The sequence below is a fragment of the Streptomyces sp. URMC 126 genome (assembly GCF_051386555.1).
Taxonomy (GTDB): Bacteria; Actinomycetota; Actinomycetes; order Streptomycetales; family Streptomycetaceae; genus Streptomyces.
The window spans coordinates 1-17096 of the sequence record NZ_JBPQTX010000139.1 but is presented as its reverse complement, the minus strand read 5'-3'; the positions used below and the strand labels follow the sequence as shown (position 1 = coordinate 17096).

Annotated in this window: 13 protein-coding genes; 4 read left to right on the top strand and 9 right to left on the bottom strand. The window is 72.4% G+C overall.

Features of this window, described 5'->3' with window-relative positions; genetic code table 11:
- Window positions 1-177: 177 nt before the first annotated feature.
- Window positions 178-732 carry a hypothetical protein gene (locus ACSNOK_RS18260; RefSeq protein ID WP_436781766.1) on the bottom strand — a complete coding sequence of 185 codons (555 nt, stop codon included), beginning with the start codon at window positions 730-732 and terminating at the stop codon, window positions 178-180.
- Between the two features lie 236 nt (window positions 733-968).
- Between ACSNOK_RS18260 and ACSNOK_RS18255 the strand changes: the two genes are divergently transcribed.
- Both ACSNOK_RS18255 and ACSNOK_RS18250 read left to right on the top strand, forming a co-directional pair.
- Window positions 969-1784, top strand: coding sequence for a VC0807 family protein (locus ACSNOK_RS18255; RefSeq protein WP_436781765.1), 816 nt, complete (start codon window positions 969-971; stop codon window positions 1782-1784).
- An 892-nt stretch (window positions 1785-2676) separates the two neighbouring features.
- A complete protein-coding gene (locus tag ACSNOK_RS18250) occupies window positions 2677-3345 on the top strand; it encodes a tRNA-dependent cyclodipeptide synthase (protein ID WP_436781764.1) in 669 nt (222 codons plus the stop codon).
- A 385-nt stretch (window positions 3346-3730) separates the two neighbouring features.
- Here the strand turns inward: ACSNOK_RS18250 and ACSNOK_RS18245 are convergent, their stop codons facing one another.
- The 3 genes from ACSNOK_RS18245 to pgsA are packed head-to-tail and all read right to left on the bottom strand — an operon-like array spanning window position 3731 to window position 7001.
- Window positions 3731-5191 carry a glycosyltransferase family 4 protein gene (locus tag ACSNOK_RS18245; protein ID WP_436781763.1) on the bottom strand — a complete coding sequence of 487 codons (1461 nt, stop codon included), beginning with the start codon at window positions 5189-5191 and terminating at the stop codon, window positions 3731-3733.
- A complete protein-coding gene (locus ACSNOK_RS18240) occupies window positions 5188-6339 on the bottom strand; it encodes a phosphatidylinositol mannoside acyltransferase (RefSeq protein WP_436781762.1) in 1152 nt (383 codons plus the stop codon). Before ACSNOK_RS18240 ends, ACSNOK_RS18245 begins: the two co-directional genes overlap by 4 nt.
- Window positions 6336-7001, bottom strand: a complete 666-nt coding sequence (gene pgsA / locus ACSNOK_RS18235) for a phosphatidylinositol phosphate synthase (protein ID WP_436781761.1) — start codon at window positions 6999-7001, stop codon at window positions 6336-6338. The genes ACSNOK_RS18240 and pgsA overlap by 4 nt, the downstream gene beginning before the upstream one ends.
- Window positions 7002-7321: 320 nt before the next feature.
- Here pgsA and ACSNOK_RS18230 point away from each other — a divergent pair, with 320 nt between their 5' ends.
- Both ACSNOK_RS18230 and ACSNOK_RS18225 read left to right on the top strand, forming a co-directional pair.
- Window positions 7322-9535: an elongation factor G-like protein EF-G2 gene (locus ACSNOK_RS18230; protein WP_436781760.1), complete on the top strand. Its 2214-nt coding sequence runs from the start codon at window positions 7322-7324 to the stop codon at window positions 9533-9535.
- A gap of 183 nt (window positions 9536-9718) precedes the next feature.
- Entirely contained in the window at window positions 9719-11368 is a 1650-nt protein-coding gene (locus tag ACSNOK_RS18225; protein WP_436781759.1) for a hypothetical protein, read from the top strand.
- Window positions 11369-11384: 16 nt separating this feature from the next.
- On the opposite strand, the gene ACSNOK_RS18220 is transcribed toward ACSNOK_RS18225, so the two are convergent.
- The 5 genes from ACSNOK_RS18220 to ACSNOK_RS18200 form a co-directional block, all read right to left on the bottom strand.
- Window positions 11385-12539 carry a hypothetical protein gene (locus tag ACSNOK_RS18220; RefSeq protein ID WP_436781767.1) on the bottom strand — a complete coding sequence of 385 codons (1155 nt, stop codon included), beginning with the start codon at window positions 12537-12539 and terminating at the stop codon, window positions 11385-11387.
- 89 nt (window positions 12540-12628) lie between these two features.
- Entirely contained in the window at window positions 12629-13441 is an 813-nt protein-coding gene (locus ACSNOK_RS18215) for a polysaccharide deacetylase family protein (protein ID WP_436781758.1), read from the bottom strand.
- Between the two features lie 96 nt (window positions 13442-13537).
- Window positions 13538-14098 (bottom strand): HIT family protein, encoded by a 561-nt coding sequence (locus tag ACSNOK_RS18210; protein ID WP_436781757.1) that lies wholly within the window; start codon window positions 14096-14098, stop codon window positions 13538-13540.
- Between the two features lie 61 nt (window positions 14099-14159).
- Window positions 14160-16136: a threonine--tRNA ligase gene (thrS, locus tag ACSNOK_RS18205; RefSeq protein ID WP_436781756.1), complete on the bottom strand. Its 1977-nt coding sequence runs from the start codon at window positions 16134-16136 to the stop codon at window positions 14160-14162.
- Window positions 16137-16218: 82 nt separating this feature from the next.
- Window positions 16219-17096, bottom strand: an 878-nt coding sequence (locus ACSNOK_RS18200) for a hypothetical protein (RefSeq protein WP_436781755.1), incomplete at its 5' end; no start/stop codon positions are given.

Sequence of the window (17096 nt, the reverse complement as noted above, 5' to 3'; positions counted from 1 at the left end):
ATTCGGGGTGGGTGGCTTGTGCGGCGGGGGGCGGGCGTCATGGCGGTTCCGGCGGTACAAACCGCCGGCCCGTCGTCGCGGTTCATGCCTCACGGGCCCGTCGTCGCGGGTCCCGCGTCACCAACCGGCTCCGGGCTCGGCCGGTTCGCCCCGCGTCCGTCTCCCCTGAGGCGCGGCTCAGCCGCCCGGCCGGTCGACGAGGGACGCGGGCGGCTCGTCGTCCATCTCGAAGGCGAGCGGGAAGGGAGCGTGGCCGGCCAGCCGGAACCAGCGCACCACGCGGTGCCGGCGTACCGCCCGCGCGGCGCGGACCGCGTCGTTGTGGAAGCGGCGGGCCATCGGTACCCGGCGAACGGCCTGGTCGAGCTCCACCAGCGACTCCTCACCGCCGGGCGCCTCCCGGACGGCCGCCGTCTGCGCGCTTTCGGCGAAGACCGCGCGCAGTGCCTGGCTCAGCTCGCTCTCGGCGACCTCGCGCTGCTCCTCCTCCGCCTGACGGGCGGCGTGCGCGGCCTGATAGAGGACGATCGACGCGGCCGGGTCGAGGACCCCGGCGGTGGCCAGCTCCTGGGCAACCGAGGCGCGGCGCAGCAGTTGGGCGTCGAGGGCCGCGCGCGCCGCGTCGATACGGCTGTGCAGCCGGTCCAGCCGGCCGGCGGTCCAGCTGAGGTAGACGCCGACGAGGACCAGGGCGGCCACCGTCCACACGAAGATCCAGAGAGAATCCGTCACGCCGGGTCACAGTACCCGCCCGGCCGGGGGCCGCCGGACACGTCCCGGGACGGCCGCTCCACCCAGGGGTGGACGACGGGTGGAGACGGGCGTCCGCCGGAATCGACCCGTGCTCCGATCCGTCTCCACCCAGCCCGCGCCTAGGGTCGTGCGTGGCAGAACTCCCGTCCACACGGCGGGTCTTCGCCGCTCCCGCTCTCGGGAATCCGTCGAGGCAAGGGCAAGGGAGTCGTCCCATGCGACCGCGCATCCCGCACGTCCCGCGCGCCAGGCGCGCACTGATCGTCACCCCCGTCGTCGTCATCGTCCTCCCGTTGGCGCTGTACTACGTACTTCGCGCCCAGGGCGTTCCCGCTTGGCAGGCGTTGCTGCTCGGCAGCGTCCCGCCGGTCGCGCACTCCCTGGCAGCGGCTTTCCGGGGCCGCCGCGCCGAGTACGTGGATCTGCTGGTGACCGGGCTGCTCCTGATATCCGCCGCGGCTTCGCTGGTCAGCGGCGATGCCCGGGTGCTCCTTCTCAAGGACGCGCTGCTTCCGGCGGCTCTCGGCCTGGGTATAGGGGCCACTCTGTGGACCGCCCGCCCGTTCGCCTTCCGGTTCGGCAGCCGGTTGCGTTCGGAAGCGGCGGCCGAGCGAGCGGAACGGCACTGGCGGGAGTCCCCCGCCTTCCGGCGGGCACTGCGGTGGCTCACCGTGTTGTGGGCCGGCGCGGAACTGCTCGACGCGCTGCTGAGCGCGACGGAGGCGCTGGCCCTGCCCGTCGATGTGGTCCCGCTGCTGGGTCGGGCGCAGTCCTTGGCCGTCATGGGCGCGGTGGCGTTTCTCAGCCTCCACCGCAGCCGCCGCTTCCGCGCTCGGTACGGGATCCCGCTGTTCGGCTTCCGGGAACCGACGGGTGGGGGCGAGGCGCACGCGGAGGTGGCAGGGGCAGCGGCGGAGATAGGGGCAGCGGCGGAGATACAGCCCTTCCCTGAAGAATCACCGTGTTCAAGCGTCGCGGAGAAGCGAGGGCGAGTTGGGTACCCGGCATGTGAAGTGGGTGCCGGATCGTGAGCGATGCGGGACCTTGCCGCCGGACGGTGTCCTCTGGCGGCGGGATATGCCGGAGGCGGTGGCGCGGATTGGTCTGAGGCCGGGCGATCCGATGTTCGTCGGGCCGGACGGCATGGTCGATGCGGACCGTCGCGAACTCGTCCGGCCCAGGCGCGACGCACATCCGGCTGCTGCTGCGGTTCCTCTCCTCGTGGGGTGAGCCATGGCGGTGTACGACAGAGCAGGACCTGGTCGATTAGCGGAACTGGCGGTGTGGGGCGCCGGGGAATTCTGGGCGGATCGGCGGGTCCGAGTGGGACCGCAAGGCAGCCGCGTTCACCAAGCTGTTTGTGTGGGGGAAGGTCGCTCTCCCCTTCCGGCGGATGTCTCCCTGCGTGTCAGGACGGCGTCTGCCGATGTGGTGGCGGCGGCGCCGGGGAGGCTGTCAGCAGCGCTGTGGCGGTGATCCGCAAGCGCACGGGCGTGGGCGTGCTCCGTCGGGAGGGGTGTGGGTCGGAGAACTTCCCTGCCCGCCTGCCGTGGAGACGATTCTGCAGCGCTGAGGCTGAAGGAAAGACTCTCGTGGAGTGGCACGTCGGCGGCGGCACCCGCTGCCCCCCAGCTCGCCGCCGACCGCCGCCGACCGTCCGGTGAACATCGCCTCGCTCCGGGCCGGGCGGCGTGCCGGTCGCTCGATCGGCTACGCCGGGAAGACAAGAAGGGTGTTCTCTACCTTTCTGGGTAGAGAGTCCCAATCATCGCGAATCCACGATAGGCCCCGAGGTGATCCAGTCGGCTCACGGCCGGTGACGTAGACCGGTACGGGCTCGGCGCCCGGCTGCGGGGTCGCCGCCCTGAGGGTGGACGTCAAGCGCCGAGGGAGAAGACGCGGAAATGCAGGGAGGACGGACCGATGGAAGTGGAGCCGTACTCGCCGGCTTGCCGGAAGGTGCTGGAACGGGGCGAGCACGTCATGCTCGGAGTCAGCACCGGCAACAGCTACTTTTCCCAGGTCACCGTCGCGGCGCTGCTGCGCTGGGCCCTTGACCGCTTCGCCTCTGTCGACCTCGTCTACTCGGATGCCCACCTGGACACCATGCGCGTAGCCGACGGGGACAGCCCCGCACATGCCGCCGCCGGCGCCAGGCGGTCGCTCAAGGACATGCGGCGACGGCTTCGACGAGCCGTTGAGCAGGTCACGCCCGCTGGTGCCGAGCTCCGCGTCCGGTCCATCTCCGAGTACGCGGCTCTGCCCGGCTACGAACCGGTCCGGCAGCGGCTGGAAGCCGCATTCGCGCGGGATCGGAAGCTGACCGCGGCCTGCGAGACCCATATCGATACCTGGCTCGCCTCCCGTGAACGGACGGACGGGCGGCAGGAGGACCGTCGACAGGCGGCACTGGCATATCTCAAGGCCGAGCTTCCCCTGATCACCTCCACGCCCGAGATCCGTGGGGTCAGCACCTCCCTGTTCTGCTACCACATCCCGATGCCGATCGTGAATGAACTACGAGGCCTCACCGACTACTGGCACCCCGGACAAGGACACGCTGTAGTCCGACCCGAAGCTCACGGCACGTAACGCCGCCGGCCCGGTGGCCATCGGTTGACCGGCGCGGACGGCGTCACCGCCCCCGCGCCCCGGAAGAAGGGCACGCACTCGCAGGACGGAACCCGCCCCCGCACGCGGGGGCGAAGCCCGGAGGCCGGGGCCTGGGAAGGACCGTGGCAGACGACTTGGCGGGGGAGCTTAGTCCGGAGCCGGAGCCGGGGCCGGGGCCTCGGCAGGGGCAAGGAGCCAAGGGTTCAGGGCTGACCGGGGTGAGGCCACGGTAGGTACCGAGGCTCCCTCCGGGCTCCGAGCGAGGTTGTGCTCCCAGACTCTTGGCCGGTCCCGGTCTAAGCCCCAGGCCGGGGCCCGGCCCGGGGCTCGGTTCAGGACCGGCGTCGCGCGTCCGGTTCCCGGATCAGTCCCGGGCGAGGCCCAATCGGGCCCGCAGGCCCAGTCGTTCGTCGGTGGCGACGGAGGCCGCTCCGGCGGTGACCGTCTCGTAGACGGCGAGGATGTCGGCGCCGACGGTCGACCAGTCGAAGCGGCGTACGTGCCGGCTGCCCCGCTCGCTCAGCTCCGCCCGGCGGGCGGGGTCGGCGAGGAGACGGACGGCCGCGGCGGCCAGAGCGTCGGCGTCCTCGTTGGCGAACAGCTCACCGGCGGCGCCCCGGTCCAGAACCTGGGCGAAGGCGTCCAGGTCGCTGGCGAGGACCGGAGCGCCGGCCGACATCGCCTCGACGAGGATGATGCCGAAGGACTCGCCACCGGTGTTGGGGGCCACATAGAGGTCGACGCTGCGGAGGAGCCGGGCCTTGTCCTCGTCGCTGATCATTCCGAGGAACTCGACGGCGTCCCGCGCCTCGGGGGGCAGGGCGGCGACGGCCTCCTCCTCGTCGCCGCGTCCCGCCACCAGCAATCGAGTGCCGGGACGCTCGGCGAGGATCTTCGGCAGGGCACGCATCAGGACGGGCAGGCCCTTGCGGGGCTCGTCGATCCGGCCGATGAAGCCGATCGTCGCCGGGCGGTCGGGGGCGACGGAGGCGTCGTCCGGGAGGGGAAGCGAGGGCGCGCCGGAGGTACCGACGCCCTCCCGGGCGCGGGAGGCGGGGTCCCGCGGGACCGGCGCGGCGGATCCGCGCGCACCGGGCAGGGCATCGGCCGGCAACAGGGCTCCGACGCCGGGCGGGACGGACCCGGCGTCACCGGCGGTGCCCGCATCGGACACGACGGCCGCACCGGACACGGCGTCCGCGCCGGATGCGGGGTCCGTACCGGAAGGCGTACCCCCGTCCGGACGACCGCTCTCGCGGGTGCCCGTGCCCATCCATTCGGGGCGCGGTTCGGCGCGGGCGAAGAAGTCGACGTCGACGCCGTTGGGGATGACGACCGCGTCCCCGCCCAGGTGCTCGACCAGGGTCCTGCGGGCGTACTCGCTCACGGCGATGCGCGCGCTGATCTTCTCCAGGGCGGGCTGGAGGATCGGATAAGCGGCGATCATCGCCCGGGAGCGGGGGTTGGAGGTGTGGAAGGTGGCGACGATGGGCCCCTGGGCGGCCCAGCAGGCCAGCAGGCCCAGCGACGGGGAGGTGGGTTCGTGGATGTGGATGACGTCGAAGTCGCCGTCGTGGAGCCAGCGGCGCACCCGGGCGGCGGAGAGGAAACCGAAGTTGAGACGGGCCACCGAGCCGTTGTAGGGCACGGGGACGGCCCGGCCAGCCGAGACCACGAAGGGAGGCAGCGCCGTGCCGTCGTCCGACGGGGCCAGGACGGAGACCTCGTGTCCTCGCCTGATGAGGTGCTCGGCGAGGTCGCGGATGTGGAACTGGACGCCGCCGGGCACGTCCCAGGAGTAGGGGCAGACGATCCCGATCCTCACGGCGCCTCCGTCCCGGGGCCGGCGGCCTGACGTGGACCGGATTCGGGGTGCGTCCCGGAGTCGCGACCCGGACCGAGGTCGGCACGCGAGCCGGAGCCGGCACGTGGATCGGAGCCCGCACGTGAGTCGGAGCCCGCACGTGAGTCCGGGCCGGGGCCCGGATCAGAGCCCGCACGCGAGCCGGAGTCGAGACGTGTCTCCGGTTCCGCCGTCGGGCCCGGGTCAGGGGTCGCCCCGGGCTCCGGCCGTCGGTCGCCGCCCGTCGGGGACAGGTCGGCGAGCCAGAGCCGCTGGAGCATGTGCCAGTCCTGCGGGTGCTCGGCGATGCCCTCGGCGAACGCGTCGGCCAGAGCCTGGGTCATCGCGGCGGCCTTCTGCGGCCGGGTGCCCGTCTCCGGGGCCTCGACGGGCGGGTGCACCCGCCCGCGGAGCACCGGGGAGCGGTCGTACCAGAGGGTGACCGGCAGCAGGACGGCGCCGGTCTGGACGGCCAGCCGGGCCGGGCCGCCGGGCATCTTGGCGGCCTCGCCGAAGAAGGAGACCTCTATGCCGTGGGCGGACAGGTCGCGGTCGGCGACCAGGCAGACCAGACCGCCGGCGCGCAGCCGCCGGGAGAGGACGCCGAAGGCGGTGCCTCCGGCGTGCGGGAGGACCTCCATGCCCAGGCCCTCGCGGTAGGCCACGAAACGGTCGTACAGCGACTCGGGCTTCAGCCGCTCGGCGACGGTGGTGAAGGGGACGCCGAGCCGGGTGGTGACCCAGGCGCCGGCGAGGTCGTAGTTGCCCATGTGGGGCAGGGCGAGGATGACGCCGCGCCCGGCGTCGAGCGCCTTCTCCAGGTGGTGCAGCCCCTCGGGCGCGAAGCCGGAACGGATCCGCTCGCGGCTCCAGGCCGGCAGCCGGAAGGATTCCATCCAGTAGCGCATGTAGGAGCGCATGCCCTCCCGCGACAGCCGGGCGAGGCGGGCGGGCGAGGCGTCGGGGACGACCCGGGCGAGGTTGGCCTCCAGCCGGAGTACGCCCTTGCCGCGCCGCCGCCAGGTCTGGTCGGCGATCTCGCGGCCGAGGCGCGTCGCCACCGGTTCCGGGAGCCGCTTGACGGCGCCCCACCCCAGCCCGTACAGGGCGTCCGTCAGCTGGTCCTTCACCCGGTCTCTCCCCCTCCCACCGGCAGTGCGGCGTCCGCCTCGGCCGCCTCCCGGCGGACGGTCACCACCCGCTGGATCAGTGTCACGAAGCTGCCGGCGGCCACGATCCACAGGGCGATCGGGAGCAGCACCTGGATGCCGGGGACGCCGAACTTGTGCAGCCCGGAGAACCCGCAGGCCACCAGCGAGATGACGAGCCGCTCGGCGCGCTCGACCAGGCCGTTCACCTTCACCGGCAGACCGATGCTCTCCCCGCGCGCCTTGGTGTAGGACACCACCTGGCCGCTGGCGAGGCAGAACATCGACACGGCGCACAGCATGATGCTGTGCCCCTCGTAGCTCGCGTACCACAGGGCGAGGCCGCCGAAGATGGCCGCGTCGGCGACCCGGTCCAGCGTCGAGTCGAGGAAGGCCCCCCACCGGCTGGAGCGGCCGAGCTGCCGCGCCATGTTGCCGTCGACCAGGTCGGAGAAGACGAAGAGGGTGATGGTGACCGTGCCCCAGAAGAACTCGCCCTGGGGGTAGAAGACCAGCGCTCCCGCCACCACACCACCGGTACCGATGAGGGTCACCGCGTCGGGACTGACGCCGAGGCGGATGAGCAGGGCGGCGAACGGCGTGAGAACACGCGTGAAGAACGCACGCGCGTACTTGTTCAGCATGGCCTTCCCGAAGGGTCGTGTGCGGGCCGCGTAGCCGAAGGGCCACCGGCTGGCCCATCGTAGCCAGGCCGCGGCGGCCCGCCGCGCCCGCGTCGGACACCTCGGCCATGGCACGGATCACTCCACCGGCGCCCCGGCCCCGGCCGCGCCCCCGGCACGCGGGCGGAGCACGCCACCCGAATGGCCGCGCTCCCCCGGGGAGCGCCGAGGGCAGCGCGCGCCGGGGCGGGTGGTCGCGCCACGGTGTGCGACGTATGGACGCAGCGTGACCACGGTGGAAAGCTCGAAGGATCGCAGGTGTCAACCGGAAGGCGAGGCACATGGGCGAGAAGACGAACCACGCCGGTCATCCCGGGGCCGCGGGCAGAGCAGCGGCGGCCGACCGGCCCGGCGACCTACGGAACGTGGTGCTGGTCGGCCACAGAGGCTCCGGCAAGACGACCCTCGTGGAGGCACTGGCCCTGGCCACCGGCGCGGTCACCCGCGCGGGCCGGGTCGAGGACGGCGCCGCCGTCTCCGACTACGACGAGATCGAGCACCGCCAGCAGCGCTCGGTGCAGCTGTCGGTGGTCCCGGTGGAGTGGGCGGGCATCAGGATCAACCTGCTGGACACCCCCGGCTACGCCGACTTCGTCGGGGAGCTGCGGGCCGGGCTGCGGGCGGCCGACGCCGCGCTGTTCGTGGTCTCGGCGGCGGAGGGCGGCGAGGGCGTCTCGGGCGCCACCCGCGCCCTGTGGGAGGAGTGCGCGGCCGTGGGCATGCCGCGCGCGATCGTGGTGACGCACCTGGAGGCGGCGCGGGCGGACTTCGACGCCATGACGGAGACCTGCCGCGCCGCCTTCGGCGGTGACTCCCCGGAGAGCGTGCTGCCGCTCTACCTCCCGGTACACGGCCCCGAGGGCCCGGACGGGCACCGTCCGGTCACCGGGCTGACCGGGCTGCTCTCCCGCCGCGTCTTCGACTACGCGGCCGGCGAGCGCACCGAGGCCGAGCCGGATCCGGACCTGCTGCCGGTGCTGGAGGCCGCCCGCAACCGGCTGATCGAGGGGATCATCGCCGAGAGCGAGGACGAGACCCTCATGGACCGCTACCTCGCCGGCGAGGACATCGACGTCAAGACCCTGATCGAGGACCTGGAGCGGGCCGTGGCGCGCGGCTCCTTCCACCCGGTGCTGCCCGCCGCCCCCGCCGTCGACGGTGCCCGCCAGGGCCTGGGGACGGTGGAGCTGCTGGAGCTGGTCACCGGCGGCTTCCCCACCCCGGCCGAGCGGGAGATCCCCGCCGTCACCGGGCTGGACGGCACCGCGCACCCCCCGCTGACCTGTGACCCGGCCGGTCCGCTCGCGGCCGAGGTGATCAGGACCGCGTCCGACCCCTACGTCGGCCGGATCTCGCTCGTCCGCGTCTTCTCCGGCACCCTGCGCCCCGACGAGACGGTCCACGTCTCCGGCCACGGCCTGGCCGACCGGGGGCACGAGGACCACGAGGCGGACGAACGGGTCGGCGCCCTCTCCTCGCCCTTCGGCAAGCACCAGCGCCCGCTCCCCCAGGCGGTCGCCGGTGACATCGTCAGCGTCGCCAAGCTGATCCGCGCGGAGACCGGCGACACCCTCTCCTCCCCCGCCCGGCCGCTGCGCATGGAGCCCTGGCTGATGCCGGACCCTCTGCTGCCGGTGGCCATCCAGGCGCACAGCAAGGCGGACGAGGACAAGCTGTCACAGGGGCTGTCCCGGCTGGTCGCCGAGGACCCCACGATGCGGCTGGAGCACAACCGGCACACCCACCAGGTGGTGCTCTGGTGCCTCGGCGAGGCCCACCGGGACGTGGCGCTGGAACGGCTGCGCACCCGGTACGGCGTCCAGGTCGACGTGGTGCCGCACCGGGTGGAGCTGCGCGAGACGTTCGGCGGCAAGGCGGCCGGGCGCGGCCGGCACGTCAAGCAGTCCGGCGGGCACGGCCAGTTCGCGATCTGCGAGATCGAGGTGGAGCCGCTGCCGGGCGGCTCGGGCATCGAGTTCGTGGACAAGGTGGTCGGCGGCGCGGTGCCGCGGCAGTTCATCCCGTCCGTGGAGAAGGGCGTCAGGACGCAGGCGGCGAAGGGTGTCGTGGCCGGCTGTCCGCTGGTCGACGTCCGGGTCACGCTTCTCGACGGCAAGGCGCACTCGGTGGACTCGTCCGACGCGGCGTTCCAGACCGCCGGTGCCCTCGCCCTCCGCGAGGCCGCCGCCGCGGCCCGGGTGCACTTGCTGGAGCCGGTCGCCGAGGTACGGGTGCTGGTGGCCGACGAGTTCGTGGGCCCGGTGATGAGCGACCTGTCCGGGCGGCGCGGCAGGGTGGTGGGCACCGAGCAGTCCCCGGGCGGGCGGACGCTGATCCGCGCCGAGGTGCCCGAGCTGGAGATCGGCCGGTACGCGGTGGACCTGCGGTCGCTGTCGCACGGCACGGGCCGGTTCAGCCGCTCCTACGCGCGGCACGAGCCGATGCCGCCGCAGATCGCCGACCGCGTACGCGAACAGCAGCAGAACGGAGCATAGTTCGCAAGCCGCCCACTCCAACTCGTTTTGGAGCGGGCGGCTTTCCCGTCTCCTGCGACAGGTGGTGGTCCGCACCGTTACGCTGGGCACACGGCCCTCCGGCGTCCACCGCACCGGCAACGACCGCGGGCGGACAGCCGGTCCGGGCCGTCGCAGCAGCGGCGTGCGCCTTGGGGGGCATCAGTGACAGACGGGTTCGACTTCAGCCCGGGCGCCCAGATCCCCATCTCGGGCGGGGCGGGGCAGACCGCGGCGACGCAGGCGCTCGCCTCCGCCGCCTACCGCGACGGGCCGATGGAGGAGCTCCTCAAGGCCAATTCGGACTGGGCCACCTCCTCCGTCAAACCGCCGCGCATCGCCCTCTTCGAGCCCAACCTCGGCGAGGCCTTCTCCCGCGCGGTACAGCAGCGCATGCTCGGCGGCGGCCGGAAGCCCCTCATCCAGTCCTTCGGCACCGAACCCCAGGTCATCGTCGAGCACTGCCTCGCCGCCAGCCGCATCCGCAGACTCCGCGACACCCGGCTGACCGTCATCATGCTGGTCTTCGGCGTCCTCTTCCTGCCCGGCGTCCTGATCTGGCTCGGCGTCTTCCAGCTCCGCCGCACCCTCGCCGGCGCGCAGAACAAGCGGGTCGGCGCCCTCGGCGGCGCCCTCCTGCTGGTCCTCGCCGTGCTCGGCGCGGTCCTCATGGTCAAGATGCCGTTCCACGGCTTCCTCGGCGTCTACCTCCGGGCCATGATGGTCGCGCCGATCATCGGCTGGGCCTGGGCCAAGACCATCTGCGAACGCACCGCCAAGGACCTGCGCAGCCGCTGGACCGGCCTGCTGGACGGCGGCGGCATCGGCGCCAAGATCCCCGAGGCCGTGCCCAGGAACCCCGGCGAGAGCGCCGCCGAGCAGCTCCGGCAGAACCTGGAGCGGCTCTCCGCCGAGCAGAAGAGCAACGTCGTCTTCTACGCCGGCCCCAAGGGCATACTCGGCATGGGCACCCGCTGGGGCAGCTGGCAGCTGGCCGAGGAGCTGGCCCCGGCCGATCCCGGCAAGGAGATCCACCCCTTCCGCAGCTGGGACATCATGCGCGCGATCCACGACCAGCTGCGCCTGCTCGAACGCACCCCCGTCAACACCGGCGGCCTGACCCCGCCCTTCGTCGAGCACTGGGTGGTCTCGCCCATCGGCGAGGGCGCCGGCGCCGTCTCCCGGCCCGCCGACGCGGACGCCTCCTTCCAGATAAGGGGCGCCGCGCTCCAGAAGATCTGCGACGAGCAGCACTTCGGCAGCGGCGACCGCCACTACCTGGGCGTCCAGTTCGTCCTCTGGGACGGCCAGTTGGTCATCACTCTGCTGATCAACGTCACCGTCCTGCACAAGACGCTGCGCATCGAGGTCACCGGCCACGCCCTCGGCCCGATCCACCCCGTCTTCAACGGCAAGCCGAAGAACCGCACCAAGACGTTCCGCAAGGGCGTCAAGTTCTGGGAGACCTGGGAGCGCCAACTGCCCGTGGTGGAGACCCGCGAGGTGGTCCGGCTGGCCGCCCGCGCCCCGCTCACCTGGTACCCGCCGCTGCTGGAGTACTGGGGCGGCAAGCTCGTCCTGCCCGAGCCCTTCGGCCTGCGGCACGCCTGGGCCGACAAGCCCTGGCGCCACCGCTTCATGGCCGACGACGCCCTGCGGGCCGCCACCCCCGTGCTCCGCGTGGTGCACGAGACCGCCGTGCGCTTCCTCGCCGAACACGGGGTGGACACCGAGCGCTTCAAGAGCCGCGCGGGCAACCTCAGCGGTGCCGTCCAGGACCTGTCGCCCCGTCAGGCCGACGTCTACAACGCGTGACCCTGACGCCGCGGGCTCAGCGGAAGATCCCGGTGTGCCCCAGCGAGTACCGGCCGGGCTGCGGGTAGACGGCGAGCCCGTGCGGTCCCGCGCCCACCGGGATGCGCGCGATCTGGTGCCCGTCCGTGGTGTCGATGGCGTACACCTCGCTGTTGTACCGGCCGGACAGCCACAGCACCTTGCCGTCCGCCGACACCCCGCCCATGTCCGGGCTGCCGCCGTCCGGCAGCTCCCACTTGTGCACCAGCTTGCGGCTCTTGAGGTCCAGGACCGAGATCGACCCCTCGCCCCGGTTGGAGATGTACATCGACTTGGAGTCCCGGCTCACGTAGAGGCCGTGCGCCCCCTTGCCGGTGGGCATCAGCCACGGCTCGGTGAACTTGTCGCCGTCCAGCACCCAGAGCCCGTCCGCCATCATGTCGGCGACGTACCAGGTCCGCCCGTCCGAGGCGATCTTCACATCCTGCGGCATCGCCCCTTCGAACGGCAGCTTCTGCTGGCCGATGACCTTCATCTTCTCCGTGTCGACCTTCAGTAGCTCCCCGGAGAACTCACAGGAGACGATGAAGTACCGCCCGTCAGGTGAGAAGTCCGCGTGGTTCACGCCCAGGCAGCTCACCGGGACGGTCTTCTTCCGCTTCATGGTGTGCGCGTCCCGGAACACCAGCTCCCGGTCCATCGACGCCATCACCACGGCGTACTTGCCGTCCGGCGTGAAGTAGAGGTTGTACGGGTCGTGGACGGGCACCGTCTTGCCGGCCTTGCCCGTCGCCGGGTCGATCGGGGTCAGCGTGTGCCCCCGGTCGTTGTTGACCCACAGCGTCTTCAGGTCCCAGGACGGCACCACATGCTGCGGCTGCGACCCCACCGGGATCGTCTCGATCACCTTGTACGTCTTGGGGTCGATGACGCTGACCGTGTCCGACTCGGTGTTCGGCACGTACACCCGGGACGGGAAGTCCTTCACCACCGGGGACAGCGCGTTCGGCCGGTCGGCCGCGTAGACGTCGTGCGGGTCGAGCAGGGGCGGCATCCCCGGCAGCCCCTGTGGCACCTTCGGGGCCGCGGCCCCCTGCCGCTGTTCTTGGTGGGGTCGGCGGCCGGCGGCCTCGTCGCTGCTGCCGCCGCCGCAGCCGGCCGCCGCCAGCAGCACCCCGCCGGCGGCGAGCACGGCGATCCGGCGGAGCCCGCGCGGCAGCGCGCGGGGACGGGGACGGGAACACGGAACGGAACGGGGACGGACGTACGAGAACCGGATCATCAGGTCAGCAGCTCCGAAGTCGTCACCGCACGCAGACCGCGGCGGTGCAGGCCGTCGAGGATCGCGGGCAGCGCGGCCACCGTGCCGGCGTGCCCGAAGTGCAGACTCACCACCGACCCCGGACGCACCCCGTCCAGTACGGCGCGCCCGACGGCCGCCGCGCCCGGATCGGTGAAGTCGAGGGAGTCGACGTCGTACGACAGGATGTGTGGATACCCCGCCCGGCGCGCCAGCCGCACCACCTGCTCCGTGGCGAGCCGCGTCTTCGACGGCCGGAACCAGCGTCCGATCCCGCCGGCCAGCCGGCGCAGCCGCTCCGCGCACTCGGTGATCTCGGCGTAGGCGGCCTCGGCGCTCATCGAGCAGATGTCCAGGTGGCGCATGGTGTGGTTGCCGAGTTCGTGGCCGCCGTCCAGCACCCGGCGGGCCAGTCGCGGCTGGGCGTCCAGCCAGTCCCCCACCGCCAGCACGGTCACCCGCGCCCCGGCCCGCTCGGCCTCCGTGAGGCAGCCGGTCGCGGTGGCCGCGTCGCCCCGGCCGTGGAAGGTGAGGGCGACGGCGTCGCGGTCGCGGGGCCCGTTCTCGATCTGCTCCGGCAGTCCGGACGGCAGCGGCGGCAGAGCGGGCGGGCGGCCGACGGGGCCCGGCGGCCCGGACGGCACCGCCCCTTCGGACGCCCGCTTGCCGGCCCGGGCTCCCTCGCCCGCGGTCCGGCGCTCCTCGTCACAGCCGACGAGCGGTGCCCCCGCCAGTCCGGCGAGGACACCGCTCGCGGCTGCGCGCAGCAGGGTACGGCGGTGCGGGAAGGTCACCGCACCATTAGAGCTTTTTTGTCCGGTTTTGGGGTGATTTTCGGGTCATGAGGTCGGCGCGTGTCCCCGCCGCGCCCTCGTCCGGCACCCCGGAGGTCAGGCCTCCGGCCAGGCGTCGGCGAGCATCTTCCGGGTGTCCGCGAGGAGTTGGGGCAGCACCTTGGTGTGGCCGATGACCGGGAGGAAATTGGTGTCCCCGCCCCAACGGGGGACGACGTGCTGGTGCAGGTGCGCGGCGATCCCCGCCCCCGCGACACCGCCCTGGTTCATCCCGATGTTGAACCCGTGCGCCCCCGACGCCTCCCGCAGCGCCCGCATCGCCCGCTTGGTGAAGTCTGCCAGCTCGGCCGTCTCCGCCTCGTCGAGCTCCGTGTAGTCGGCGACGTGCCGGAACGGGACGACCATGAGGTGACCGCCGTTGTACGGGTAGAGGTTGAGCACCGCGTAGACGCGCTCGCCCCGGGCGATGATCAGTCCGTCCTCGTCGGACTTCTCCGGAATGGAGCAGAAGGGGCAGCCGTCGCCGGCACCGGGGCCGGTCGGCTTGTTCTCCCCCTGGATGTAGGCCATCCGATGGGGCGTCCACAGGCGCTGGAAGGCGTCCGGGGACCCGACTCCGATCTGCTGCTCCGGCTCACTCGTCATGGTGAGCAGCATATTCCCCGACGGGGAAACGGTGAGGGGCGGCCCTGACGGACCGCCCCTCATCACACACGCGTCACACCTGGACGCGGCGCTCCACGACGTCGAGGAGCTCGGCCAGCGCCTCGTCCTTCGGGATGCCGTTCTTCTGCGAGCCGTCGCGGTAGCGGAAGGAGACGGCGCCGTTGGCCACGTCCTCGTCACCGGCGATGATCATGAAGGGGACCTTGGACTTCTGCGCGTTGCGGATCTTCTTCTGCATCCGGTCCGAGGAGGCGTCCACCTCCACCCGCAGGCCCTTCTTCCTCGCCTCGGCGGCGAACTCCTGGAGGTACGGCACGTGGGCGTCGCCGATCGGGATGCCGGTCGCCTGGACGGGGGCCAGCCACGCCGGGAAGGCGCCCGCGTAGTGCTCCAGCAGCACCGCGAAGAAGCGCTCGATCGAACCGAACAGCGCGCGGTGGATCATCACCGGACGCTGCTTGGTGCCGTCCGCCGAGGTGTACTCCAGCTCGAACCGCTCCGGCAGGTTGAAGTCGAGCTGGATCGTCGACATCTGCCAGGTACGGCCGATCGCGTCCTTCGCCTGGACCGAGATCTTCGGGCCGTAGAAGGCCGCGCCGCCCGGGTCGGCGACGAGCTCCAGGCCCTGCTTCTCGGCGACCTTGCGCAGGGTCTCGGTGGCCTCTTCCCACGCCTCGTCCGAGCCGACGAACTTCTCCGGGTCCTTGGTGGACAGCTCCAGGTAGAAGTCGTTCAGACCGTAGTCGCGCAGCAGGTCCAGGACGAAGGTCAGCGTCCGGTCCAGCTCCTCCGCCATCTGCTCGCGGGTGCAGTAGATGTGCGCGTCGTCCTGGGTGAAGCCCCGGGCGCGGGTCAGGCCGTGCACGACGCCCGACTTCTCGTACCGGTACACGGTCCCGAACTCGAAGAACCGCAGCGGCAGCTCACGGTACGAGCGGCCCCGCGCATCGAAGATCAGGTTGTGCATGGGGCAGTTCATGGGCTTGAGGTAGTAGTCCACGCCCTCGTCGAGCTGCATGGCCGGGTACATGCCGTCGGCGTACCAGTCCAGGTGGCCCGAGGTCTCGAAGAGCTTCGCCTTGGTGGCGTGCGGGGTGTAGACGAACTCGTACCCCTCCTCTTCGTGCCGGCGGCGCGAGTAGTCCTCCATGACCCGGCGGATGATGCCGCCCTTGGGGTGGAAGACCGCCAGGCCGGAGCCGATCTGCTCCGGGATGGAGAACAGGTCCAGCTCGGAGCCGAGGCGGCGGTGGTCGCGCTTCTCGGCCTCGGCCAGGAACTCCAGGTGCGCCTTCAGCTCGTCCTTCGTCGGCCAGGCGGTGCCGTAGATGCGCTGGAGCATGGGGTTCTTCTCGCTGCCGCGCCAGTACGCGGCGGCGTTGCGCATCAGCTTGAACGCCGGGATGAAGCGGGTCGTCGGCAGGTGCGGACCGCGGCAGAGGTCCTTCCAGCACAGTTCGCCGGTCTTCGCGTCCAGGTTGTCGTAGATGGTGAGCTCGCCGGCGCCCACCTCGACGTTGGCGCCGTCCTCCTGGGAGGCGGAGCCCTTGAGGCCGATGAGCTCCAGCTTGTACGGCTCGTCGGCGAGCTCCTCGCGGGCGGCCTCGTCGGTGACGACGCGGCGGGAGAAGCGCTGGCCCCGCTTCTGGATCTCCTGCATCTTCTTCTCGATGAGCTTGAGATCGTCGGGGGTGAAGGGCTTCTCGACGTCGAAGTCGTAGTAGAAGCCGTCCTTGACCGGCGGGCCGATGCCCAGCTTGGCCTCGGGGAAGAGCTCCTGCACGGCCTGGGCCATGACGTGCGCGGTCGAGTGGCGGAGGATGTCGAGGCCGTCCGGGGACGAGATCTCGACCGGCTCCACCTCGTCGCCGTCCGCGAGCTCGTACGCCAGGTCCTTCAGCTGACCCGCCACCCGCGCGGCGACGATCGTGCGCTCGCCGGCGAAGAGGTCGGCCGCGGTGGTGCCCGTCGTCACCACGCGCTCTTCCCGCTCGGAATCGCGTTGGATGATCACACGGACGTCTGACACCGGACTCTCCTGACTGTGGGACACGGCAGCGGACGCTGCGCGTCTGAATCGTACCGAGCCCGGCGGCCGGGTCGCTAAACGGTCACATGCCGTCGCCGGCCCGGTCCCGGAAGCCGTCCGGACCCGTGTGCAGGGCCTTGAGCAGCCGCTCCCGTTCGGCTTCGTCCACCGGTAGCGGCAGCACTCCCCCGGCGTCGGCGAGCCGGCGGAAGCCGCCGCGGCCCTCCAGGCGGCCGTCGAGGCGCACGGGCCGGCCCGCCAGGTGGGCGCGGCCGGCGGCGCGGTAGTCCGCCGCGCCGAGCTCGGCGCGGACCTCCGTCACGTCCGCTCCGGAGAGCACCCGCAGCCGCGCGCTGCCGCCTCCGCCCGGGGTGTCGCGCCACAGGTGCGTCACGGTGCCGGTGAGGCGGACGGGGACGGCGGGTTCGTCGTGGCGGTAGCGGGCGCTCGCGGCGCGCAGGGCGGGCAGGTCCCCGGGGGAGAACTCCACCGGCTCGGGGCGGGCCGGACGGCCGGGCGGCGGGCCGGCGGCCGGTGCCCAGTGGAACCGGACGCGGACCCCCTCGGCCCCGGTGACCAGCGCGACGAGGGCGTCGGTCAGCTCGCGGCAGACGCCCGCCCGTACGGCCGCGGCGAACGCGTCGGTCCGTCCGGTGGCGCGCTGGTAGTCGGTGGCGTCGCGTGCGGCGTACAGCGCGCCGAGCAGGGCGGCCACCGCCGGGCGGCCGTAGGCCCGGTCGGGGCCGAGCGGGGCCAGGACGGTCAGTTCGCGGGCGGAGCACCGGGGACCGAGCAGCAGCCCCTCGAGGGCCGCCTCGGCGGTGCGGCGGTGGCGGGCGCCGTGGTGGCCGGCGGTCGCCCGGGAGGCGAGGGCGCCGGCGGTGAGCTCCTCGCGGGCGGCCTCGTCGGTGACGACGCGGCGGGAGAAGCGCTGGCCCCGCTTCTGGATCTCCTGCATCT

Excerpts from the sequence above, each read along its gene's own strand:
- ACSNOK_RS18250 (WP_436781764.1), top strand. The coding sequence starts at position 2,677 with ATGGAAGTGGAGCCGTACTCGCCGGCTTGCCGGAAGGTGCTGGAACGG.
- ACSNOK_RS18210 (WP_436781757.1), bottom strand. The coding sequence starts at position 14,098 with ATGCTGCTCACCATGACGAGTGAGCCGGAGCAGCAGATCGGAGTCGGG.
- pgsA (WP_436781761.1), bottom strand. The coding sequence starts at position 7,001 with ATGCTGAACAAGTACGCGCGTGCGTTCTTCACGCGTGTTCTCACGCCG.
- ACSNOK_RS18230 (WP_436781760.1), top strand. The coding sequence starts at position 7,322 with ATGGGCGAGAAGACGAACCACGCCGGTCATCCCGGGGCCGCGGGCAGA.
- ACSNOK_RS18255 (WP_436781765.1), top strand. The coding sequence starts at position 969 with ATGCGACCGCGCATCCCGCACGTCCCGCGCGCCAGGCGCGCACTGATC.